Raw genomic sequence first — 24,164 nt, forward strand, 5'->3', positions numbered from 1 at the left:
TGTAACTGTAGTATGTCTCTCTGCACGATCAGCAAACGTATAAACTGTTGACAGTATGGGTAAAATTTATGGTGTCACTTTAGAACCATCTGCATTGGTTAGGACATAGCTTCCACGCACCATAACAAAAATGTCTTGCTTGTTTTTAGGGTCAGGCTTAACACCACGCCCTTCTCTAGGAACAATAAGCAAATGGTTGTTTTCAACTGCTGCACCAGCAGCCAAATCTTTACCGGACGTTACATCGGCAACACCATTATCATCTGTACTTATTACAGTTACCTTACCGGTTCGAACAATGATTTCAGCACCAGCACCGCCATAGAGCAATTGTCCCTGCTTGAGCTCCACGACGGTTAACTCGGAACTTCCAGAGGCTGGCGATGGGGTAGGTACATCAGGATTCGTTGTGCCAGATGTACCTTTGCCAAGCTCGGCACTTATGATTTGTTTAATTTTCTCTTCCGTCATCGATTGCTTGGCAAGCTCGTCCATCACTTTCTGCTTAATGTTCTGATCAAAATAGCTTTTCGTAATAACCGGATCATCGACTGACCCCGGCTGGATGGTGGAGTTATTGCCGTCTGCGTTCGCGCCAACAATGGTAGCTGCCCATAAGAGCAAAGTACTGACTAAAACTTTTGTATGTGTCTTGTTCATGCTTCACCTCTTGTCATCAGCTTAGTATGTACTGTAAGTATAGCTTGGATATACAAAAAAAAGAAGACCCCGAAGGGTCCTCTCTTTTGAAGCTTATTACTTGGAAACTGTGAATGTTGCAGTTGTTCCGTTACCAGCCATTACGTTGATTACGAAGGAAGTAACACCGGAACCAGCTTTCACAGAAACTTTACCATCTTCAGCTACGACTACATCGGACAATGTACCACCAACTACATCAGTGATGTAAGTTGTCAAGCCGTAAACAGAAGCATGTTTAACAGTTTCGGATTTAGCAGTATTCTCGGATACAACTTCACCGCCGTAGTTATCTTTCAAAGTCAACTTCTCGCCGAGTTTAGCATCCCACATGTAGGAGCTTCCGCTTACGAACAATGTGTCAAACTCAGATGCAGTAAGAGACTTCTCAGTCTTCTTGGACACCAAGCTTGTAACTGTCGGAGCATCAGCCTTCGTAGTTACTTCAAGAGCAGGAGCCGTTTTGCGCTCGCCTTTTTCGTTCGCATACAAGACAGTCAACTTCGTAGTACCTGGGTTGATACCTGCAACGAATTTGTTGTCATATGCAGTTGCAATGTTGTTGTTAGCGGAGCTAATCGATACGATGGAAGAACCAGTTTTCACTTCTTCACCGTTTTTCTTAACTCTTACTTTCAACTCTTTTGCAAGTTTAGGGAAGTTATCTTTTACATACGTTGCTTGAGTAGCAGTGGATCCGCCAAGGTCGAAGAAATCGCCTGCTGCAAGAAGCGTATTGTTCAAAGATTTGTCAGCATAAACTTCGTAAGTGAAGTTGTTGGAAGCACTGTTAGGGTTAAGAACTTCCAGAGTGTTAGACTCTTTGGAGATAGATTTGTACTCACTATCTTTCTTACCTTTTTTGAACAATTCAGCCTTGAATTCGAACGTAGAAGCTTGTGCAGCTGTTGTAGTGTAGAATTTCAAAGATGTGTCAAACAGGTTTGGAACTGGAACGTTGTTTTTGTAAACAGATTCGCCAACAGATGTTACTTTCAACGTTTCAGTTGTGTCGCCGATTTTACCTTGCAGGTAAGTTTGATCTACAGCGGTACCTTCAGTTGCTCTGTAGTTGAGGTTTACATAGTAATCATCATCTTCAGAGTTTTCGTATTTGATTGTTTGACCGTATTGGTCATAGAATTTCAATTTCAATTCGTTGTCCACGTTGCCTGTGATACCAGGAGTTTGGTATTTCTTAGGAGTAGTGGAGAACTTCACGGACTCAATTGTACGAACGTCGCCAACATAAGTAGTCCATGTTTTTGTTACTGGCTTATCTTCCAATTCGATGTCGATGTCTTGAGCACCCGTTTTGTCAACGGATTTAATTGCGATGTATCCTTTGTAAGGACCCGTTTTTTGGATCGCATTTTCTCTCAAAGTGATACCGTTGGAAGAGTCAACAGTAAACTTCTTCTTATCGTAGTAAGCAGTTACTACATCGTCTGCATCCAATACGTCGCCGTTAGCATCTTTGATGATAACAGGTACGTACAGTTGTTTTCTGAATTCTTCTTCACCCAACTTAGTATAGTCGTCGCCTTTAGCAAGCTGGTAGTTGTAAGAACCGAACTCTACGGAAGCAGGCTCTTTGGAAGCTCTGATTTTAACTTGCTTGGATACGGATTGACCGGAACCGTTAGCGAAGATTTGAACTGTTACGTCTTTATCTTCATCAGTGTCGGACCAGATTCTCAGATCGTCAGCATCGTCGCCGATAACGTCGGATACGAACGGATCGTCATTGCCTCTAACACCTGTTTCAAGGTCACGATCAGTTGTTACAACGTTAACGGAATCATTCAAGATAACTGCTTTCTCAACGCGGAAACCGTATTGGTCCCAAGCTTTAACGTCAAGGTAGCCGTATCCGTCTTTACCATCGATAGCGTCGATTTTCTTGCCAGTGGAGTCAACAAGATCACCAACTTCTACTTTAGCAACAACGGATTCCATACCAACTGTGAACAGCTTGTTAGCTTGAACGCCAGTTTCTTTATGGATGATTGTGATGGAGATACGGTCGTTAGTATCAACATCTTTCTCTTGAGTCAAACGGAACGCTTGCTCGCCAGCGATTGGAGTGATAGATCCATCGTTGGTTTTGATATCAAATGCACTTGCATTCAAGCTAGCTTTTGCACCGTATTGGTTAGTAGCTTTGAAGTCAATGCGGATATCTTGCAGCTTCTCGTCGCGGTCCCAACCCAAAGGAATTGTGTCGGAAGCAGTCAAGAAGTCGATTTTAGTGATTTTCTCTGGGCTAGTTGTAACAGAAGCAGTTTTAGCTGTTTGGTCAATGTTGTCCAAGCCGCCCAAAGTGATTTCATATTTGCTGTCAACGAACTTAGCGTCGAAAGTCAAAGTTGCTTTAGTTTTGTCGTCGCTCCACTTCGTAGTGAATCCGGAAGTGATAACTGCGCCGTCTTTCTTAACTTCAAGCTTCAAGTTTTTAGCAGCTTCTTCGGAAAGAGCTCCGTTCAACTCAAGAGACAAGATGTTAGCGTCAGTTGCTTTGAAGGACGCGATTGCATACTTGCCATTGAAGTTTGGCTTGTATTGTTGCTTAGCTTCGTAAGAAGAAAGAACCAGCAAGTCGCGAGTTGCTGCGGAAGTACCACCGAAAGTACCGTCAGTACCGCTAGTCAACAATTTCTTTTGGATTGCAAGAGCTACATAACCTTTAGCCCAGTCGGAAACTGTTTTGTCAGTAACGCCTGGAGTAGCTTGTGCGTCTTTATCCAAGCCCAAACCACGAAGCAAGAAAGTAGCCAATTGCTCTTTAGTCACTTCGCCAGATGGGTTGTATTGACCTTCTGCATATCCATCAGTGATGCCAGCAGCTTTAACTGCTTCGATGTAAGGAAGAGCATAACCGTTAGCTGGATCGTCAGCTTTAACGTCTGCGAAAGAAGATGTTTTCAGGGAAGTATCAACTTTCAATTTGAAAACCAGAGCCGCAACTTTAGCAAATTGAGCGCGGTTCATTTTGTCTTTCAAACCGAATGTGCCTTCGCTAACACCATCAAAAATACCAGCAGAGATCATATCGTCGAACTTAGCTTTAGTAGCTGCGTCCAGATCTTTCAAGTCGCTGAAATCAGCGGAAGTTTTAGCAGCTTCTGCACCCAGAGCTACGGAAGAAAACATAGAGAATGCCATAGCTAGGGACAGGATTGTAGATAAACTTTTCTTCATAACCTTTTTTTCTCCTCCTCGAATATCTTTCGGTTGTTGAGAGTTTTGTTTAGATAATTTATAGCTCGTTTCCCTCATTAGCCGATTCACCCCCTTCCCAGAGTTGAGCGAATTTAAAATTATTATAAAGGTCTGCAACGTATAATATTGCAGAAACTAGTAAACAATAAAAATAAGAACATAGGGACTCGCATACCCTTATACATTATACACTGCAAAACTAGTAAGGTAAAGAGGGTATTTTGTGAAAAATATCCAACAATACTTGCTCTTTTAAGCGATCATTTCCGTGTTGTTTTGTGTTTCATTGTATTAAACGCAACGTTGTTTAAAAAGTTGCGCTCTTTGAAAAAACTTTTTTAAAGTTTTTTCTCATTACTTTCAAGCGGTTAGTACTGCATTTCGTATATCATTTCAGTATACTCGCTCGCTTACGAAACTTAGTATACAACGATATATCACCTTCGTCATCACGTATTATTTTCCAACCGATACCTTATGAAAATGCCCGTCAACAAGCTGCATTGACGGGCTCCAATGATGATGTTATTCAGGAAGTTATTTAGGGATTTTCTTTTGCTGCTTCAATATGCGAATAGCTACTGCAGCGGCTTCTGCACGAGAGAAATAGTCCTTCGGCGCGAATCGAAGCGTCTGCTTCTTTTGGCCTTCCAGCAGCACGTTCGGCATCCCTTCGATAAAGCCTTCACGGGTTGCCGCTTCAACGGCAGGCCTTGCATAGTATTCAATGCTTCCGCCATCGGTAAATGCCTTTTGAAGCGACGCCAGCACTTTTTTATCATCGGTGGTCATCTTCAGATCGGCAGCTCTTGCAATCATGACGGCAGCATCTTGACGAGTTATAGAGTCTTTATGACCGAAATAGCCGTCACTTCCGCCTCTAACGATACCGGCTCTCGCAGCCGCCTCAATATGTTTAAAGTCGTACAACCCATCGGAACCATATAGATCGCCTCTTTGGACATCTTTAAATGTACCGTCATAGTTAGGGTCGCTCTCGTCAATAATATTCGTATCTTCATTTTCCAAAGGAATATTGAAGATTTTGACGAGCATCGTTACGAATTCCCCGCGAGTAATCGACTCATCCGGCAAAAATCGTTCCGGGCTGGAATCTTTGTTCTTCATCATACCCTTGGAGTAAAGAGTATCCAGATAGTCGCGCGCCCAAGAATGACCTGTGACATCATTAAAGCTGTCATCCATATACATAACCTGATAATAACCAAATGAATCAAACGGTACGGTAATCGTGTTTTTGCTTAAATCCACAACGCCACCGATATTTCTCCACTCTGCTCTGGCTTTGTTAGCTTCACCGTTGTTATCGGCAAACGTATTGAAATGGAACACCGTGACATACTTCCATGCGTCATCACGAATGTTGGCGTCATATTTTAACGTCAATGTACCGCGCTTGGTCGGAACAACGAGATCGTTTAAATAACGGTTGTAGAACGTATCGTTGGAAGAACCGAATTCGGAAGACTCGTTCGGCAAGCGTCCGCTTCCCTCTAAAGCATCCTTCAGCTTCTCGTCTTCTTTTGGAGCTCTAATCTCCTCAATCGTTCCGCCGTCAATCCAGAATCGTTTGCTGGCCGGCTTAAAGCGGCCCGACATTTCGATCAAAAAGTTTTTGCCTCCGCGGTCCTCAACTTCTTTATCTACTCGGCCATCGTCGTTGCTGGCAATACCGAACAAAATTTTGCGGTCTGCGGAAATGTATTGCTTCTCCGCTTTTCTGTCGTTGCGCATCAGCTTCGTATCTTTTGGGAAGCCTAGCTCAATGTCTCCATTAAATACTTTCATTTTGGAGGCCAGTTCGGCTTTGTATTGATTCCCTTCAATCGGTGTGTCTACATTATACAATATGATGCTGCCATTTAATTTGCCGGAAGAACGGTTGATCGTAAACTTGATTTCGTTCTTTCCTGGTTTCAAATTACGCGCTTCATAATAGTAAATACCCGGTTTCGTCGGATCCGTTTCTTTCACAGCTTCTTCTTTGCCGAAAATGACACTGTCTGCGTTCTCAGCAAGCATAGTTATTTTTTGGAAGTTCTTATTGATATTAGCCTGATCTTTTCCTTCTTCATTCTTGATGAGCGCCGGCTCCAAGATTTGATAAGGCGTCGGCTGGCGTGTAATCGTAAATGATTTGCTTACTACAGCACCGCTAACATTTTTCGCTTCAACTGTAAATACATAAGCGCCAAATTCGGTCAGCTTGATCGTATCGTCCGGAGAAGTGTTGCGGAATGGCGTTGCAGCCGCTCCGGCAGCATTCGGTGAAATGGAAACATTGATCGGCGTTGTACTGCCTGGCTTCAAATAAGTAACCTTCAAAGAGCTTGCATTGGTTGCGGAACCGCTAATTTTCATATCATTGGATGTTGTGTAGTACGTATCCGGCTTCGTATCTTTGGAGAACCGCACATCCTTCGGATCGTAATCCGGTGCAAAACTCACAATAGCAGGCAAAAATTGACTGAATACAAAAATATCGTAGCTTTGTTCGGTAACCTTTTGGCCGTTGACGATAAGCTCAAAATGAACCGTTTTTCTTCCGTCGTCTTTTCCGAAATAGTATTCCGATTTAGTTGAATCCAGGGCAATTGTAAAGCCGCCTGGTACAGCTGCATTCGTTTTAATGTCCGCAGCATCAACATCTTTGTTATTAATGGAAACCTTCAATACCCCATTACCAAGGTTAACAGTTCTACCCGAAATGCAAACACCGGCAGCTGCTGTACATGTAAGCTCACTTACATTTTTCACTACCATGCCGTTAAAGATATTATCAACGATGATATAAGGCGCAGCTGAAATTTGCAGATCGTACGACTTGCCTCCTGCAGTAACTAACTGAGGTGTCGCACTGTTATCGTACGGAATAACCTCCAAAGTCGTATTGCCGTCGCGAAGACCTTGCAGTAAAACGTCAACATTTCCTTTACCAGTTGCAGTATCCACAGTCAGAGCGTAAACTCCGCCAGAATGGGAGCCGTCATTATAAGGACTTCCATTGATCTTAACCAATACTTTGGTCGTTTTATCCGCATACACTTTTAATGTAGCCGGAAACTCATTGATCTGGTTTTTACTTGTTTCAAACAACAGAGGATTGTTCGTGCCGCCAGGTACAACAATTCGCTCTACTTTATCTACATAAGGCGCATCTTTATCGACGTAACTGAAGTAAAAGCTCGACTTCGTCGTATCGATCAAATTTTTGTGAGTGAATTCTACATCAATCTGCTGGAATCTTCGTCCTGTATTGACCGGCAAATCAACCTGAATATTATGGACCTCGTACAGACCCGAAGCATCCTTCACCACATTCGTATTGGCCACTCCAATTGCAGGGCTCAAATACGGAGTTAATCCGTTGTTCAATGCCCCCGCCGGACTCACGGGATTGCCGTTCGAATCAATGAGGGACAGCTTTCTATCTCCAAAAGTATAATGAAGGATATAGGTGCCGCCTGTACCTACCATCTCAATGTCCGCATAGACGTAGTCCGTAACAGATCCGGTCAGGTTCGTTTTCAGTGAAGCTGAGAAAGCGACATTGTTGTTGTTAGACGAGCTTTGTTCCAAATTAGGGCGCAAGCTCGGAGTCATCTTCTGCGTTGGTGCCGTTGGAGTCGTCGTAGCGTTCTTTTGATCAATAAAGGCGTTGTAAGCGAATGCTTTGCCGTCATCGTAAATAAAAGATTTGTTCAAGTTGTAAATATTCGTGCTGTTTCTCGACACAAAATTGATGTCGTTATCGCCAGGCACAAACTTGATGTCGTTGACCCGGTTCGTATTGCTGATATAAGTAAAGGTTCCGCGAGTAAAATTCGCAGGATGATACGCTGTCGTACCGCCGTTTACATAAGCTTCGATGCTGGTCGCGTTGCCTGCTTCCCCTGTAATCGTAGCGCCGGAGTAAGGAGGCTTCTTAGGAAACATCTGTCCATCCGTAATAGGATCGCCGTTAATAAGCAAATTATTAATTGAAGAGACAGGGATATAGTAAGCCCAGCTTGGCGCCGAAGCCGTATTCACAAGTCCATCGTATCTCAGGACGATCTTGTTGAGACCTTCTGTCAGCGTAACGTTGCTGAATGTAATTTGATTGTCCGCCGTTTTGAGTGGTTTACTTGTTTTATCTACGACCGATTTACCTGTATTCATATTCGTTACTTCAAAATAAATATTAGGAATCTCGTCGTCATTCAATCCGCTGACATCAGCAACTACGGTAATCGGGTTCGTCGTGAACTGATCTACAGGAGGATTCGGATTCGCAGGATCATTTCCTGGAGGCGGATTCGGATTATTGCGATACTGCAAGTTGGATACACTTAAGGTTACTTCCGCAAAAGCCGTCAATGGCGCCATAAGACTGAGAAATAACGCCAAGACTATGGACAGACTCGTCCATTTGGTAGTCATTCGTTTCAAAGTTGGTTCCTCCTTATGTCATACTTCTACTTTTTCCACTTCTATTTGTTGAAAGCTGTCGTATGGACCCTCCGAGTACAAATTCCCCCTTACCGCTGTTTTGCTACCAAATATGTAGTGCCGTAGCTTTCCAAAGTTAGTTGTACCTAATTTATCGGTCAAAAAGCATGAAAAATTTAGTCGAATCCTGAAATTCCGCAAAACAAAAAATCCCAAACCAATTAAGGTCTGGGATTATCATTCTTTTAAGGATATATCCGTTACTTCATCATTCTGGATCTGGCATTCAGCATGACTCTGACTTTATTGATAAACTGGAACACCGGCTTCTTGGTTTGACTAATAATTCCTATCGCTTCCGCTCCAACTACAAGCACCGCAATGAGGATAATAATGAGCAGTACAACGCCCCAAATGAGCTCCTGCTCCGACATGTAGGAGAGAAGCACGGCAGATAAACCAAAAATGGAGGCAACGCCATAAATGATCAAAACGGTAACCCGATGGCTGAAGCCCAGCTGCAGCAGGCAGTGGTGCAAGTGACTCTTGTCCGGTTTGGAGATGGGCAGATTATTAACCCAGCGCCGCAAAATCGCGAAGAACGTATCGGACAATGGAACACCTAGAATCATAATAGGAACTAACAAAGATAACACCGTAGCTTGTTTGAATCCAAGAATGGATAACGTGGCCAAGCTGAACCCAAGAAACAATGCGCCCGAATCTCCCATGAAGATTTTGGCGGGATGAAAGTTATAAAATAAAAAGCCGATGATACTGCCAAGCAAAATAACGCTCAGCAAAACAACCGTTATATTCCCCATCATTAATGCCAATACAAGAATCGTTGTTGTAGCAATTCCCGAAACGCCTGCCGATAGCCCGTCAAGACCGTCAATCAAGTTAATAGCATTCGTCACTCCGACAATCCAGAAGATTGTAAGCGGAACAGCCAGCCAAGTTAATGACAGCGTCGTATCTCCAAAAGGTACATTGACCAGGTCAATGACAACCCCGGAATAAACAACGACACAAGCAGCTAAAATTTGGCCCAGCAATTTCACTTTTGGTGATAAATCGAATCGGTCGTCCAATGCGCCAACCAGTACAATGATAGCACCGCCTACAAGCAGCCCTAACGCAACGTCCCCATTCAGTGAATCGATAACCGGCGAAATAACGAAGTACGCGCCGACAAATCCAACAAAAATGGCAAGTCCGCCTAGCCTTGGCATGATGCGGCTATGTACTTTCCGATGATTGGGTGCATCCACCGCGCCTACCCAAAAAGCAAACTTTTTGACGAGAGGCGTCATCAGAAGGGCAATCAAGCACGCTACAGCAAAACCAATTCCGTATAAAACATTCATATTTGTTTTCACAGCCCCTTTTATCTATAAAAACCCCAAACACTACAGATTATACTCCGTTTGAGACCGTAACACCACACTAATTTTCAGGAAAATAGGCGATAAATCGGTTGTTTTCATAGTAATTTTCAAGGTTTCTGTACGTTTTCTTGTTCGCGAATCGCTTCACTGCGTATTTCATGCTCCAGCGCCAGATTGGGTAAGTTTCCCTACATCATAGGTGCTCCGAATCGCTCGACTTATTTATAGGATGTCCGAATGAAGCAGCGGAATATTCTCTCTTCAATCATGCTTCATCCGACGACTAATCTAACTATATATTAATGGAAGAAACACATTCGTCCGTTCGTTATAACGATTCGCAGCAGCCACCATGATTTCAGGGGATGCCCCGAGCAAAAAGCTACGATGTTATCTGGAATCTTCCGCTTTGAGGTAAAACGACGCTATAGCCTTCGCCGGAAGCTGGGCTTCGTTCTTCAGCTGATGAATCAGCTCCCGCTTCTCATCCCGCCACGAGTCCCGCTCTTTTAACAGGCGCAAAGTTTCGTTTGCCACTGTTTTCGCTTGAAACACTTCCGTTGAAGCAACCGAGGTCATCCTCAGCCGGTTCAGAAACTGGTCGATTTTCGGATCATATGAGATCCCGAGCATTGGAACCGCCTGGGATGCCGCATAAATAAGCGAATGCAGACGCATGCCGATGAGCACCGCACATTGACTTACTTCCGCCAGCATGTGCTGCGGATGAACCACATTGTCAGCCATAGTGATTCTGGAACGGTAGGCTTCCCCTAAGTGATCCCGAACTTCAGCGGAAGCAGCTGCGTCCGAAGGCAGATGGAACGGAAGAAAGCGGATAACGGCCTCGCTGTTATCAAGAACCGTTTTCAACGCTTCGGCCAGCGCTTTCAGCTCCGAACGATCCTGATTCCAATATCGGATGGAGACGCCGATAACTGGTTTTACTTCAGAATCAACACCTGCCGCTGCCACTCTTTGTACATCATATGAACCCATAGGCATTCCCATGACCGGATCAGGGACAACCGCAATCTCTTTGACAACCTTCATTCGCTGCAGCAGCTGTTTGGACTCTTGATCCCGAACCGAAATGTATTGGCTCTTATCGAACGTGGAGCGGATCCAACCGAAGAACATTTTTTTATGGACAGGACCAATGCCCTGCGAGTAAACAAAGGTCGGCTTTCCAAGCCACTGTGCTATTTTGAGTATAGCGAGATAGTAAGGGATCGTCTTGGCGCTGGTAGCATCCTGCAGAAGACTGCCGCCGCCGCTGATCAAGCCGTCGGCTCCTCTTATGGCTCGTATCACTTCGCCAAGTCTCATACGATGAGCGGATTCGACGCCGTAGGTTCGGCTTGTTTTCTCAGGCTGGATGGAGAGGACCACCGGTACGAAACGAATACCGCTAGCCTTTCCCTGCTCCTCCAATGCCAGTAGAATGGATTGTAACACCGCTTCGTCACCGCTATTGTCGAAGCCGTAATATCCGGATAAGACTATTCTTTTAGTAATAACGGTGTCCAACGACGCCAACTCCTTACTACGATCTCCCATACGACAATCAAGCCGATTCCAATCGGGATGCCGAACGCCAGCCCGTATACGATACGAATCGAAGAAATCATCAGCGGCGTATGCAAATGGGCGAACGTATCCACAATAGAGGCTTGTCCCACAACGCCGACCAAGATGAGCAGCAGAGCACTGCGATATTTCACGCACAAGTAAGCACCAAGCAGGAACAACGGATGCGCGATCAAAAACTCCTTCGTTCTTGGACGAACACCCAGCGTATTTTCAAGGAACGAACGGAACAAACGTTCGAAAGCGGAGGCTTGTCCTTCGTTACCGGTTCTCGACAAATAGTACATCGCCCCGGCTACTAAGACAGCTGCTCCGATAACCCACAAAACACTGATGTAGGAAGTCAGCAGTTTTTTCCCCTTTTGTAGTTTCTCGCGATGGGTGAGATCATCATTAAATAGCAGCCAGTAAAGAGCAACCAATACAATCGGCAGCAGGTGAAGCACGCTTACGCCACGGAATTGATCGATCACAAGCTGATAAATAATGCTGTTCAGCAGCCCGACGATGAAGCAAATACCGATTACCGATATAGCCGACGTCTTAATCAGCAGCCAAATAGCGAATAGCAGCTTGGAGCCTTGGGCTCCATGTCGGTTTCGCGCTGTTCGGATTGCGAAGAGGATTGCCAGCGTCGGGGCGCAAGTACCCGCTCCCAGAGCCAATGCTTGAGCGAACAAATTCGCGTTCAGCACATAAAGACCTGCCCCTCCGATCAAGCCGACAATGAAGACAAGCAGCGCAATCTCCGGGATAAAATACGATATCGTCAACGTGATTAACGCGATGGCGCCGATAAACAGCAAGCCTTTGGCGATCTTCTGCCATCCGGAATGGAACGGGAAGAAGCGCTCTGCAATACCTAGTGTATAGCCGGCGTCCTGAATTCTGTTAAGCGCGCCGTCAGGCCCCACCAAGCTTTTACGCAGAGATTCCAACGGATTCAGAATCAGGCCCTTGTCCAGGTTTTTCACAGCCTTCGCATTCAAGAAGACCATACGGATATTCCGGTCTTTGACCGCAAGGACAAAGCGATCGGCCACACCCTGGATCCGGTCGTTCAATTCCTGCTCTGTCAAGTTCTCCGTCAGCTTCTCGCCGTCCTTTTCCGTAAATGAGTGCAGACGAACGACATTGTAATCGAGCAGCTTCGCAAGCTTGTTAAAGCCTTTTTGCTGCGTTTTTTGCAGTTCGATGTTCGCGAGGCCCATATGGTGCTTTTTCATCAGCTCGGACATCTTTTCGATGTTTTCAAAGTCAGAATCGCTCACATAGCCGGGAACGGTTTCCCCGTCTACGATGAACCTTTTGACCCCGTACTTTTGAAGCTGTCCAAGCAGCGTATCCATTCGCTCCTCATTGAAAGGTCTGCGGTTGGACATTCTCATTACGATCTGGAACCCTTGATCCTTCAGCATTTGCAGCGTAATAGGATCCGGATCCATCGGCTTAAGGTTTGCTTCCTCCAAGCCCATCTCAATAATCAAGCCGTTTTGATTTTTGAAATTCCACGGTCTTGTCTTTACATTCAAGCTGGAGAACGTTTGGACAATTAACGGCTGCAGCTTCTCCTGCGAATCCTTTTCGGCAAACAGGACATAGGTGAAGTTCTCATTCGGCGAAATCGGGCTTTGAGTCAGCGCCGTCGCTTCATGGGACGAAAATACCTCGATCCGGCGGGCAAGCCTGAGCTCATTCAACGTCGATTCATAGATCGCCATAGATTGAATACCCGCTTTTTTCATCTCTTTCACCTGGTTGGTGACAAACTGCCGCGGATCGGTTTGCGTATCGGAAATTTCCAGAAGGTCGCGGTAATCAAAGACAAACTCCACTTTGCGCGCCGTTTGCTGTTCCGTTTCATTTCTTTCATAGGCTATAGGAAGGGAGGCCAGCATCCCTAAGATAACCAGCCACCATAACCACTTTATGCTTCGTTTGTTCCATTGCAAGTAGCGCCCAGTCAACACGTTCACTCCTACCGTTAGTTTTGGTCGACCCGGCTCATTACGGCTTTAACCAGCCCATGAATCGCGTCCGAAGCCGCTTGCGCGGAACTGCCGCGGACAGCAAAGTACACTTTGATTTTTGGTTCCGTTCCGGAAGGGCGCAGGCAGAACCAGGAATTATCCGACAGAGTATATTTCAATACATTTTCAGCAGGCAGATCATACAATCCGAGCGAGAAATCCTCCACCTTGACGACTTGCTGCCCGTTGATCTCGGCAGGCGGGTTATTGCGCCAGTCGCGCATAATACCTTGGATTTGCTCTACGCCGTCCTTGCCTTTCATCGTACGCGACTCGAGCGACTCCAGGAAATAGCCGTGGCGCTCGTACAATTGCTGCAGCACCTCGTACAGCGTCTTGCCTTGGTTTTTATAGTAAGCGGCAGCTTCACAAATCAGCATGGAAGCGATAACCGCATCCTTGTCTCGTGCGTAAGTGCCGGCTAAATACCCGTAGCTCTCCTCGTAGCCGAACAAAAACTCCGCTTCCTTCGAGGATTCGAACTTCGTCATTTTCTCGCCGATATATTTGAACCCTGTCAGCGTGTTCAATGTCTCTACGCCATAATGCTTGGCTATGACAGCTCCCATTTCGCTGGTCACAATCGTTTTGATCACAACGCCGTTTGCAGGAAGCTCTCCCCGCTCCTTCAAGCTGTTAAGCAGGTAGTCCACCATAATAGCACCCGACTGGTTGCCTGTCAGAACAAAATATTCCCCGTTCGCATCCTTAACAACAGCGCCCATGCGGTCGCAGTCCGGGTCGGTACCGATGATGATGTCCGCATCGACTTCCTTCGCCTGGCGGATAGCCAGCGTGAAGGCTTCCTTCTCTTCCGGGTTCGGAGACTTCACGGTAGAGAACTTCGCATCCGGCAGCTCCTGCTCCGCCACGACGTCGACTTGGGAGAAGCCTACCTCCTCCAACACGGCGCGTACGGACAAATTCCCCGCTCCGTGCAGCGGCGTATAAACAACGCGGAAATTATCGCTCATTTTCTTAATGAGCTCTTTATTCAAGCTTACGGAAGTGACTGCGGCGATATACTGATCGTCCAGCTCCTGTCCGACCCACTGCAGCATGCCTGCAGATTCGGCCTCCGAACGCGTCGAGCGTTTGACGTCCGCGAACGATTGCACCTTCTGGATTTCTCCAATCACTTGTTCAGCTTGATCGGGAACCAACTGGCCGCCGTCGGCGCCATACACCTTGTAGCCGTTATATTCCGGCGGATTATGGCTAGCCGTGACTACGATGCCGGCCGTTGCCTTCAAAGCTCTTACGGCAAAGGACAGCTCAGGCGTAGGGCGAAGCGATTCGAATACATAAGCCTTAATCCCGTTGCCTGCAAGCACTTTGGCCGCTTCCAGCGAAAACTCGGGAGATTGATTACGGGAATCGTAAGCAATGACTACGGACGGATTCGTTGCGCCCGTTTGGTTGACGAATTGGGCAAGCCCTTGAGTAGCGCGGCCCACCGTATATAAATTCATCCGGTTCGTGCCTGCCCCAATAACTCCGCGGAGGCCTCCGGTACCGAATTCCAGATCACGATAGAAACGATCTTCTATTTCTTTAGGATCGTTAGCGATGCTTGTAAGCTCCTGTTTGGTTGCTTCATCGATGGCAGGATCGTTTAACCATAGTTGATATTGTTCTTCGACTCGGTTTTGCGTACTCATGCTCCATCTCCTTAAATTTAATAGATATATGGGTTCTATCGTGCCCTCTTGTGAGGGTTCACGGTTGTTTTTTTTATTTGGGGTCGGACAAGGCGAACATTAGCGTTCCTTCGGCAACGACCTTATCCCCTACTTTGGCAACAGCCTGTCCTTTGCCGATGGAGCCTTTTAAACGGGTGATCTCCACCTCTAAAGTCAGCGTATCGCCAGGAACAACTTGACCGCGGAACCGGAATTCATCAATGCCGGCGAAAAAGCCTAATTTGCCCCTGTTCGCTTCCACCTGCAGCATCGCTACGGTACCGACTTGCGCAAGAGCCTCCACGATCAGCACGCCTGGCATAACCGGATAAGCCGGGAAGTGTCCGGCGAAAAACGGCTCGTTAATGGTCACATTCTTGAGACCTACCGCTCTGACCCCGGCTTCTACCTCCAAAATTCGGTCTACAAGTAAAAACGGGTAACGATGGGGAATAATTTCTTGAATCTGCATTGCATCCAGCACAGTTGTGTTGCTCCTTTCAGGTTTTAGAATAAAATGTATAGTTTCAACTTACACTATGCTTATCCTTCATGATCTGCAGTAATGAAGGTTGATATAAGGGAGCTTATGTGCGGGTTTGCCAATGTATGCCAGCCCGAACCATAAGCTCTTTTTCCCGATTCAATTGCACCTATATCGGCGCGCTTGTCTCATAGCTTAGTTGCTATGATTGTGATGGTTCGATGCGGGAGAATCGTCTCCCTTTTTATTCAGCAGCAGGAATTGCACTATGTAAATCACCGAGGTCAAAAAAGAAACCGTGATGACGAACCACAAGTATGCGTTTGCGTAAGGAAGCTGAAAGACGATGAGCAAAATCGCTACGTAATAGAGCACCGTAGTCAATTTCCCCATAGCATTGGCCGGAACCGTCTGTTTGCCGCGAAAATGAAATATCGCTGATCCTACGATCATGCCAGCATCCCTCAGAAACATCGCTATGGCAGCCTCCCACGATATCATTCCGGAGAATACAAGAGAAAGAATCACCGTGATCATCATGGACTTGTCCGCCAACGGATCCAGCATGCTTCCGAGCTGTGTCACGAGCTTGCGTCTGCGCGCAATATAGCCGTCCAGAACATCCGTAAGTCCCGCTACCAGCAAAACTAAAAAAGCGGTTTTCACGTATCCTGCCCGGAACACGGCCACATAGAGGGGAATCAGTAAAAATCGGCATAGGGTTAACAGGTTAGGCACATTCCACACGGAACACTTGTCTCCCCCTCCAGCTCATTTGGGCATTCGTCCCATCCTTACATTATACCGTTCTTAGGCAAAAAATAAAACTCCCATACCGGGAGCTTTGATTGAAATCCTATTAAGCTATAGAAAAGACCAGATCGTAGATATGGCGCCATGTATCGAGCTCGTACACCTCTTCAAGCGGCCGCTTGCCCAAATACACATAGCCAAGAACCAGCCCGGTGCATAAGGCAACCACGCACAATAGCGGTATCGCCAGCCACCTGCTTATAGAAAATACAACCCTCTTCCATTTTGGTCTGGAAGCGGCTTTCTTTTTCTTGCTTGGCTTGCTCTCTGACTTGACTGCTTTCTTGCCTTCTGTTTCCGTCATGCTCACCAACCTCACTTCAAAAGACGCTTAGCCGTTGCGCAAACCGTTCGCAAGACCCATCATCGTATCCGAGGAGGTAACCGCCCGGGAATTCAGCTGAAATGCTTTCTGCACTTGCAGCAAGTCCGTCATTTCGTCAGCCAATGTCACATTGGCCTGCTCCAAGAATCCTTGACGAACCGAAATCGGGTCAACCAGATTGTTAGCTGCGTCCACCGTTTGCAAAATTTCCTCGCGATTCGCGACATCCGCCGGCAAATTGTATAAATTATCACCCAGCTGCTGCAGCAGCTGCGGGCGAATAACACGTACCATTTTGATTTGACCGACCTCGATCGGAGGGGCTGTTTTATCTGCATCGTCGGATGCCATAATGGTTCCGTTCGGCTCGATTTTGATGGTATGGTTCTCCGGAATCCGGATCGGATTGTCGTCCGTTCCCATAACATAGTTCCCTTCCTTGGTCATCAGGAATAAATCCGGATCAGCCGGGTCGGCGGATTGGCTTAATTGGAAGGATCCGTTGCGAGTCCATACGGTTTGCGTCGTCAAATTGTTATTGGCATCCCGGATGACCGAGTTGATCTCGAACAACCCGTTGCCTTCCACGGCCACATCCAAATTATTTCCCGTCGCCTGCAGCGACCCTTGGGCCATATTGAGCTGAGCCTGTACAAGCTTCGCGCCCCAGCCTTGGTTATAACCTAGGGGCGACAACCGGCCGAGCTTCTGAAATCCGTTAGGCTGCTGCTTTACGCTGGTCAGCACATCCTGAAACGAAGCTTCTCTGCGCTTGTACCCGGTGGTGTTGGAATTGGCGATATTGTTGGCTACCAGATCCAGCTTTTGCTGCAGAGCATGCATCGAGACGGATGAGTTTATCATCGAATTGTTCATGGGTTCCTCCTGAAAGCTTTGCGGAGCAAAACTTGCTTCGTAAGTGTTACTGGGTTTTACGCAGCAAAACCGGCGTCATAAGCTACACCCGTCCAACCTCGTTAACAGCCTTGTCCATGCTTTTGTCGTAAAATTGAACGACCTTCTGATTCGCCTCATAAGCCCTAAGAGCAGCCATCATGTCGACCATGGATTGGGTAGGATCTACATTCGAACGCTCGACGAAGCCTTGGCGGATTTCTACCTGATCGTTAGGATCATTCGGATTGATAGCTCTGACCAGACCTTCTTGTCCATCATTGATACGGTACAAGCCGTTGCCTTCGCGGACGAGCTGATTAGGATCATCCACCCGGCTCACCAGCAAGCTCATCGGCTCATTGTTCGCATCGAGCAGCAATTCGCCGTTAGCGTCGGTAAGCTGTCCCGACTTGGTGATATGGAAATTCGTAATCGGCGTTTGCATTACAGGGTCAAACAGCACAACCGGCTGGCCGTTCCCGCCTATAACAGCATGTCCATCCCCTGTAATCAATTGCCCGTTAATGTCTACGGATAACTTGCCGTCCAAAGAATATCTCTGCTCGCCGGCCGCATTCTGCACGGTAAAGAACGCCTGCGGCTGAACGATGCGTGTTCCGTTCTCGTCCACATATTTGCCTGACGCATCAAAACGAGCGCCCGGCACTTGAATGTTCGAGATCAAGGCGAAGTCGAACGGGTTGTTCGTTTCCTGAATATCGCCCTGCTTATGGACAGAGACGTTCTCCTCCGCCATCACGCCGGTGTTGAGCTGGCCGACAGGAACCGCTCCCGCTTCGCCTTTTCCATTGTTAATCCGCGCAATGAGCATTTCCGGGAACGACCGGTTAATGCCGTTGCCCTGTTTGAAGCCCGGTGTATTAATATTAGCGATGTTGTTGGTCACGATGTCATGTCTGCGCTGTTGAGATATCATTCCTGAAGCTGCGGTGTAAAAACCTCTTAGCATGTAACCATGAACCTCCCAAACGTATGTTCTAAAGCCTATCCGAAAGCAATCGGCCTACATGTATTATCGGTTTTTAGAACTTCCGTTTTGAGACCTTATCGAGGTTGTCCAACATAATTCCTGTCCCTTTTACGACGCAATGCATCGGGTCTTCCGCAATAAGAACCGGCACTCTAAGCTCGTCCGCCAGTAATTGGTCGATTCCATGCAGCATGGCGCCGCCACCGGTCAAAATCACGCCGCGATCGATGATATCCGCCGACAGCTCCGGCGGTGTCCGCTCCAGCACCGATTTAGCTGCAGCTACGATGGAGGATACAGGATCCCACAGCGCTTCCTGAACTTCATTCGAGTTGATGGTTATCGTCAACGGCAGCCCGCTCACCATATCTCTGCCGCGAATATCCATCGTTTCCTTGCGTCCGTCCGGATATACGGTTCCGATCTTCACTTTAATATCTTCTGAAGTCCGTTCACCGATCAGCAGCTTGTATTTGCTCTTGATGTATTTCATGATGGAGGAGTCGAACTTGTCCCCCGCGATTTTAATGGAAGAGGAGGTGACGATATCGCCCATAGACAGCACGGCCACATCTGTCGTCCCTCCACCGATGTCAACGACCATATTCCCGCTAGGCTGGTAAATATCCATACCCGCTCCGATCGCCGCAGCTTTAGGTTCCTCTTCCAAAAATACCTCACGCGCTCCGCTGCGTTCCGCCGCTTCACGAATAGCCTTCTGTTCCACGGACGTAATATTCGTCGGAGCGCAAATGAGGATTCTCGGGTGGCTGTACCACTGCTTTCCTCCTACCTTATTGATGAAATGCTTGAGCATTAATTCGGTGATCTCAAAGTCGGCAATGACACCGTCTTTAAGCGGGCGAATAGCCACAATATTACCGGGAGTACGTCCGACCATGCGGAACGCTTCCTCGCCCACAGCCAGCACCCGCTTCGTATCGCTTTCAATAGCGACCACAGACGGCTCATCCAGAACAACGCCGCGCCCCTTCACATGTATCAGGACGTTCGCTGTCCCCAGATCTATGCCAATATCCTTGCTTAACATTGAAATGTTCCTCCCTAAACAAAACCGTCCATTCCTTAAAAAGAAGCGGCACCTCTTATTATAATTTTCGTTAAATTATTACATTCGCTATTTATTTTCAAAATCCTCTTTTTTCATCATTTTTTTCGACATGAATCGCTTCGTTTTGTCGGTTCGGATCGGTTCTGGGGAGTAAAGAATTTCATTGCCATGCTACTTTACAGTGACCAGCTTATCCTGAGCTTTAGGGCTGCGTGTCTTCCTGTATTTGATCTTCGTGGCTTCTCCCCCGCGCAGGTGACGAATCGACTTATGATACTCAAGAATATGCTTGACTTGATTAGCTAAATCCGGGTTGATTTCGGGCAGCCTTTCGGTTAAATCTTTGTGCACCGTACTTTTGGAAACACCGAATTCTTTGGCAATCGTGCGGACCGTATGCTTCGTTTCCACTAGGCAACGTCCGATTTTAATGGTCCGCTCTTTGATGTAATCGTGCACTCCCCTCGCCTCCCTACTCGAGTTAGTTTGGTACATTATATGAGGGGCGTTTACTTATATTCTTTGTTTCCAAGCATGACAAGCCCAATATGACACAATTATTTTCAAGGACAAGCGGTAACGGCGCCTTGGAATGCGAAAAAAAGGGAGCGTCTATGCGCCCCCTGCCCATGTTATTCCATTCCAATTAATTTGTAGCGGTCATAAATTGTTCCGGATTTACAGCTTGGCCTTCTTGACCTTGACGAACTTCAAAGTGAAGGTGGGTGCCTTGCTCCTTCTCCAATTCATTGCGGCCCGCTTTGGCGATCACGTCGCCCTTTTTCACTTCAGCGTCTTTAGCTACCGTGACTTCGGACAAGCTTTGATATACGGAGACCAGTCCGTTGGAGTGAGTAATCTCGACCAAGTTGCCGACAACCGGGTTTTTCTCAACAGCAGTAACTTTACCGCTCATAGCAGCCAACACCTCAAACGGCTGATTGTCTGGTCTCGAGAAATCCATACCCATGTGCGGTGTGAACGTGTCGCCATACTCCACCATAGCGGTCTGTCTCACTTCATTCGAAGCTTTGCTGTCGAAGAAAGGAAGCGTTACTTCCAGCTCGTTGCGATCCTTAACCGGCCATTGCATCGATTCGGTGCTGCCATTGACAGCTACTGCGTCCGGCTTCATCACGTTGTCGGTTACCGTAGCGGATTTGGAACTGTCGATCCCCAGCTCATTGGTGAGGGACGACTTTCCGGCATCCTGGTATACCCACATTAACGTTAAGATAATTGCCGCCGCTGCCATGTACGTTGCAGGAAATACCCACTTTTTCGCCAGTAGTCTTTTCCAGGAAAAAGATGGACTCGATTGCGCTCCTTCGATAGTTTTAGGAGCTTCTTCTTTTTGCAAATCTCTCTTTTGATCATTATTCATAGATTTATCACCTCGCTAATCATTGTTGCCACGGATGCGAGTTTTATACGCGAGGTGATCTATTTTTTTAGAAACTTTTCCCTTTTAGTAGGTTTGCCGCTCTATCAATCTCAATTCCGGTGTAAAAGTATTTGACGATGTCCTCGGCCTTGCGTCCTTCCTTGGCCATTCCGTTCGCTCCCCATTGACTCATGCCGACCCCGTGCCCGTAACCGAACGTGGTGATTTGGAGACTGCTTCCCTTCCAGCTCCACTGGAATTGCGAGGAGGCCAAGCCGAGCTTTTCTCTTACGTCGCGGCCGGTGAACGTTTTTCCGCCTATGCTGATGTTCTTGATCCGGTGCCCTTGCGTGGTCTCGATAACCTTCATAGCACCGCTGCCGCTGGCCGACGCCGGAACCGCGCTGCGCAGGCCCAGTTTCGTTTGAAGCTCTTTGGCCGTAAAGACTGTCGTTTCCCTGTACCGGGGCGACAGCTGAACATCCCAAGGGCTTGGGACACTGCGCAAATAAGGAATATATTGATTCCAATAGTCTTCCGAATTTTCCGTATACCCGTTGCTCGTGGAGAAAAAGGTCGCTTCGATCGGCTTGCCCTGATACGTCAGCACGGAATCTTTCGTTTCATTTACCGCCCGGCTCAGCTTGTCCATATTGGAAACGTAGGCCGCCCCCCATCGCGCTTTCAAATCATCATCGGTGCTGTAGGCTTGATGAGCGATCGTATCCGTTACCCAAGCTCCAGACACGGGCATGTTGCTGAAATCCTGGTCCAAAATGCGGCGAACGATGTACGTTCGAGCGGCCATTGCCTGGGCTTTCATCGCTTCCAATTCAAACTCGATAGGCATTTCCGCGGCCAAAACACCTCTTACATAAGCTTCCAGCTGAACCGATTGGACTTTCTTCTCTTTGGATAAATAGACGGGGATGACGAGCGAAGAAGCGTCATTCTGTGATTGAAGCTCTGCTGTCGATTGCGGCACCGCGCCGGCAGGGGTGTGCGTCGAATCGGTAGTCTTTACAAGAATAGCCGGTACCAGAACTACGACAGCTACAAAGCTGGACAAGCATGCAGCCGCCCAGCGGATGATCTTTTTTTTGTTGTTCATTCTCCTGCTTCCTCCATCTTCTGTCGGCTCTTATCGCTCCTCCAGAACGGTTCCGTCCGCTCCGCTATCATTTCCTGGATACTCTCAAAATGCCGGGATCCTTCCTGCTAGCGCAGGTAACATCATCTTATGAGCCGAAAAGATAGAATAGAACACGGAAGCAAGCTCTCTTACAACTTAAGAGCAAAGAGAAAAAAAGAGGAGACCCTCTCCATAACAGAGAGAATCTCCTCTATAAGCTCGCAGCATCTTATGCCAAGCTTGGGCTGACTGCAAAAATCGAAATCGGCTCCTCCACCGGCTCGGCCACTTCCAGCGGCATTCTTTGAACGTCCGCACCGATCAGACGCAGCTTGTTCGCAATATCGACATAGCCGCGATCAATATGATGGACGCCGGTAATCTCGGTTTCTCCGTCAGCGGCCAGGGCTGCCAATACTAGAGCCGCGCCGGCACGCAGGTCGGTAGCGCATACTTTAGCGCCGCGCAAACGGTTGCCTCCGCCAATAACGGCGGTACGCCCGTCGACTTTGATCTGCGCGTTCATATTGACCAGCTGCTCTACATGCATGAAACGGTTCTCGAATACCGTTTCCGTCACGATACTCGTCCCGTCGGCCGTAAGCAAGAGCGCCATCATCTGGGATTGCATATCGGTCGGGAAGCCGGGATAAGGCAGCGTCTTCACGTCGACGCAACGAAGCGGTCGGTCGGTAAACACGCGCAGGCCGTTCTCGTCTTCCTCTACGTGGACGCCCATTTCCTGCATTTTGGAAATGACTGGCCGCAAATGATCGCCAATCGCTCCTTCAATGTACAAATCGCTGCCGGTAATGGCCGCGGCGATCATATATGTACCCGCTTCAATTCGATCCGGAATGACCGTATGTACGCAGCCGCTCAGCTTTTCCACGCCGTCAATTCGAATAAGACCGGTGCCCGCACCGCGAATTTTTGCACCCATGGCGTTCAAGTAGTTGGCCAAATCCACAATTTCCGGCTCTTTCGCCGCATTTTCAATCGTGGTTGTACCCTCTGCCAGCGTGGCTGCCATCATGATATTTTCCGTAGCGCCTACGCTGGCTACGTCCAAATACACTTTGGCGCCCTTAAGACGTCCGGATATTTTCGCATCGATATACCCTTGGCCAAGCTCGATCTCGGCACCCATGGCCTCGAACCCTTTCAGATGCTGGTCAATAGGTCTCGTACCGATGGCACATCCGCCGGGAAGCGATATTCTCGCGTGTCCCATCCGGGCCAATAAAGGTCCCATTACGAGAAACGAAGCCCGCATTTTGCGAACCAGCTCGTAGGATGCTTCACAAGTCCTTATGTTCTGTGCATTTACGCGTATAGTTTCATCTTTATATTCAATTTCGACACCAAGACTTTCCAAAACCTTGTTGATCACAATAACGTCGTCCAGGGGAGGCGCGTCATGAATCACGCTGACTCCTTCTGTACCCAAGATAGAGGCTGCGATAATCGGCAGGACGGCATTTTTTGCGCCGTGTATTTTCACTCTGCCGGACAATCTTTTGCCGCCGCGGACGATAATTTTGCTCATCATGGTCCCCCTCCGCGCTGTTTTCATTGCATACTGTAACAGTTTAGCATTGAACCTTCAGCATGTAAATTTTCAAATTGAAAAACAAACGATCACGAATACTATTCGGAGCTAATAAGGGATTTCTAACGGTTGTACTAACCATTGTTGACAAAATTCACCTTAGTTATTCTAAATCCGGTGGACAAACCGTCAAAACATCCCCGAAAGCCAGGTCGACCAATGAAAATAATCGACAAAAAATTTCGCAACCTGATAGCCCAATGCAATCGACAAAAAGATTTGCAGCACCTTGCTTTGGATGCTCTTTGGTTTTTTTACTATTTTATCTAACTGAAGTTCTTGCAGCGCCCACCACGAGCATGCAATGCATACGAGCACGATGAAGATGTTCATTAACCCGTTCATCCCCATGGACGTGCTCATTTGATCTACATAATCCATACTTGAC

Annotated in this window: 18 protein-coding genes; all 18 read right to left on the minus strand. The window is 47.4% G+C overall.

Annotated elements, in window-relative coordinates; translation table 11 throughout:
* Positions 1-66: 66 nt before the first annotated feature.
* On the minus strand, positions 67-660 hold the full coding sequence (locus DVH26_RS36575; protein ID WP_239630489.1) for a hypothetical protein: 594 nt from the start codon (positions 658-660) through the stop codon (positions 67-69).
* Positions 661-756: 96 nt separating this feature from the next.
* A complete protein-coding gene (locus DVH26_RS36580) occupies positions 757-3,978 on the minus strand; it encodes an S-layer homology domain-containing protein (protein ID WP_239630490.1) in 3,222 nt (1,073 codons plus the stop codon).
* Between the two features lie 480 nt (positions 3,979-4,458).
* Entirely contained in the window at positions 4,459-8,364 is a 3,906-nt protein-coding gene (locus DVH26_RS36585) for an S-layer homology domain-containing protein (protein ID WP_239635609.1), read from the minus strand.
* 269 nt (positions 8,365-8,633) lie between these two features.
* On the minus strand, positions 8,634-9,743 hold the full coding sequence (locus tag DVH26_RS36590; protein ID WP_239630491.1) for an MraY family glycosyltransferase: 1,110 nt from the start codon (positions 9,741-9,743) through the stop codon (positions 8,634-8,636).
* Positions 9,744-10,154: 411 nt separating this feature from the next.
* Positions 10,155-11,294 carry a polysaccharide pyruvyl transferase CsaB gene (csaB, locus tag DVH26_RS36595; protein WP_239630492.1) on the minus strand — a complete coding sequence of 380 codons (1,140 nt, stop codon included), beginning with the start codon at positions 11,292-11,294 and terminating at the stop codon, positions 10,155-10,157.
* Entirely contained in the window at positions 11,267-13,321 is a 2,055-nt protein-coding gene (locus DVH26_RS36600; protein ID WP_239630493.1) for a DUF5693 family protein, read from the minus strand. Before DVH26_RS36600 ends, csaB begins: the two co-directional genes overlap by 28 nt.
* Positions 13,322-13,338: 17 nt before the next feature.
* Positions 13,339-15,045: a phospho-sugar mutase gene (locus DVH26_RS36605; RefSeq protein ID WP_239630494.1), complete on the minus strand. Its 1,707-nt coding sequence runs from the start codon at positions 15,043-15,045 to the stop codon at positions 13,339-13,341.
* Positions 15,046-15,118: 73 nt separating this feature from the next.
* Positions 15,119-15,550 (minus strand): 3-hydroxyacyl-ACP dehydratase FabZ, encoded by a 432-nt coding sequence (gene fabZ / locus DVH26_RS36610; protein ID WP_239630495.1) that lies wholly within the window; start codon positions 15,548-15,550, stop codon positions 15,119-15,121.
* Between the two features lie 195 nt (positions 15,551-15,745).
* Positions 15,746-16,297 (minus strand): CDP-alcohol phosphatidyltransferase family protein, encoded by a 552-nt coding sequence (locus DVH26_RS36615; protein WP_239630496.1) that lies wholly within the window; start codon positions 16,295-16,297, stop codon positions 15,746-15,748.
* A 112-nt stretch (positions 16,298-16,409) separates the two neighbouring features.
* The gene (locus DVH26_RS36620; RefSeq protein ID WP_239630497.1) at positions 16,410-16,667 is read right to left on the minus strand and encodes a DNA-directed RNA polymerase subunit beta; all 258 of its coding nucleotides are present in this window, start codon (positions 16,665-16,667) and stop codon (positions 16,410-16,412) included.
* Between the two features lie 27 nt (positions 16,668-16,694).
* Positions 16,695-17,564 (minus strand): flagellar hook-basal body protein, encoded by an 870-nt coding sequence (locus tag DVH26_RS36625; protein WP_239630498.1) that lies wholly within the window; start codon positions 17,562-17,564, stop codon positions 16,695-16,697.
* Positions 17,565-17,646: 82 nt separating this feature from the next.
* Positions 17,647-18,555 (minus strand): flagellar hook-basal body protein, encoded by a 909-nt coding sequence (locus DVH26_RS36630; RefSeq protein ID WP_239630499.1) that lies wholly within the window; start codon positions 18,553-18,555, stop codon positions 17,647-17,649.
* Between the two features lie 73 nt (positions 18,556-18,628).
* On the minus strand, positions 18,629-19,627 hold the full coding sequence (gene mreB / locus DVH26_RS36635; RefSeq protein WP_239630500.1) for a rod shape-determining protein: 999 nt from the start codon (positions 19,625-19,627) through the stop codon (positions 18,629-18,631).
* Positions 19,628-19,819: 192 nt separating this feature from the next.
* Positions 19,820-20,107, minus strand: a complete 288-nt coding sequence (gene spoIIID, locus DVH26_RS36640; RefSeq protein ID WP_239630501.1) for a sporulation transcriptional regulator SpoIIID — start codon at positions 20,105-20,107, stop codon at positions 19,820-19,822.
* A 187-nt stretch (positions 20,108-20,294) separates the two neighbouring features.
* Positions 20,295-21,032 (minus strand): M23 family metallopeptidase, encoded by a 738-nt coding sequence (locus tag DVH26_RS36645; RefSeq protein ID WP_239630502.1) that lies wholly within the window; start codon positions 21,030-21,032, stop codon positions 20,295-20,297.
* 67 nt (positions 21,033-21,099) lie between these two features.
* On the minus strand, positions 21,100-22,143 hold the full coding sequence (spoIID, locus tag DVH26_RS36650; RefSeq protein WP_239630503.1) for a stage II sporulation protein D: 1,044 nt from the start codon (positions 22,141-22,143) through the stop codon (positions 21,100-21,102).
* 250 nt (positions 22,144-22,393) lie between these two features.
* Complete coding sequence (gene murA / locus DVH26_RS36655) at positions 22,394-23,713, minus strand: UDP-N-acetylglucosamine 1-carboxyvinyltransferase (protein ID WP_239635610.1); 1,320 nt, start codon at positions 23,711-23,713, stop codon at positions 22,394-22,396.
* 192 nt (positions 23,714-23,905) lie between these two features.
* Positions 23,906-24,157 (minus strand): DUF1146 family protein, encoded by a 252-nt coding sequence (locus DVH26_RS36660; protein WP_239630504.1) that lies wholly within the window; start codon positions 24,155-24,157, stop codon positions 23,906-23,908.
* Positions 24,158-24,164: the final 7 nt, after the last annotated feature.

The sequence above is a fragment of the Paenibacillus sp. H1-7 genome, from assembly GCF_022354825.1.
In the GTDB taxonomy this organism is placed as follows: domain Bacteria; phylum Bacillota; class Bacilli; order Paenibacillales; family NBRC-103111; genus Paenibacillus_S.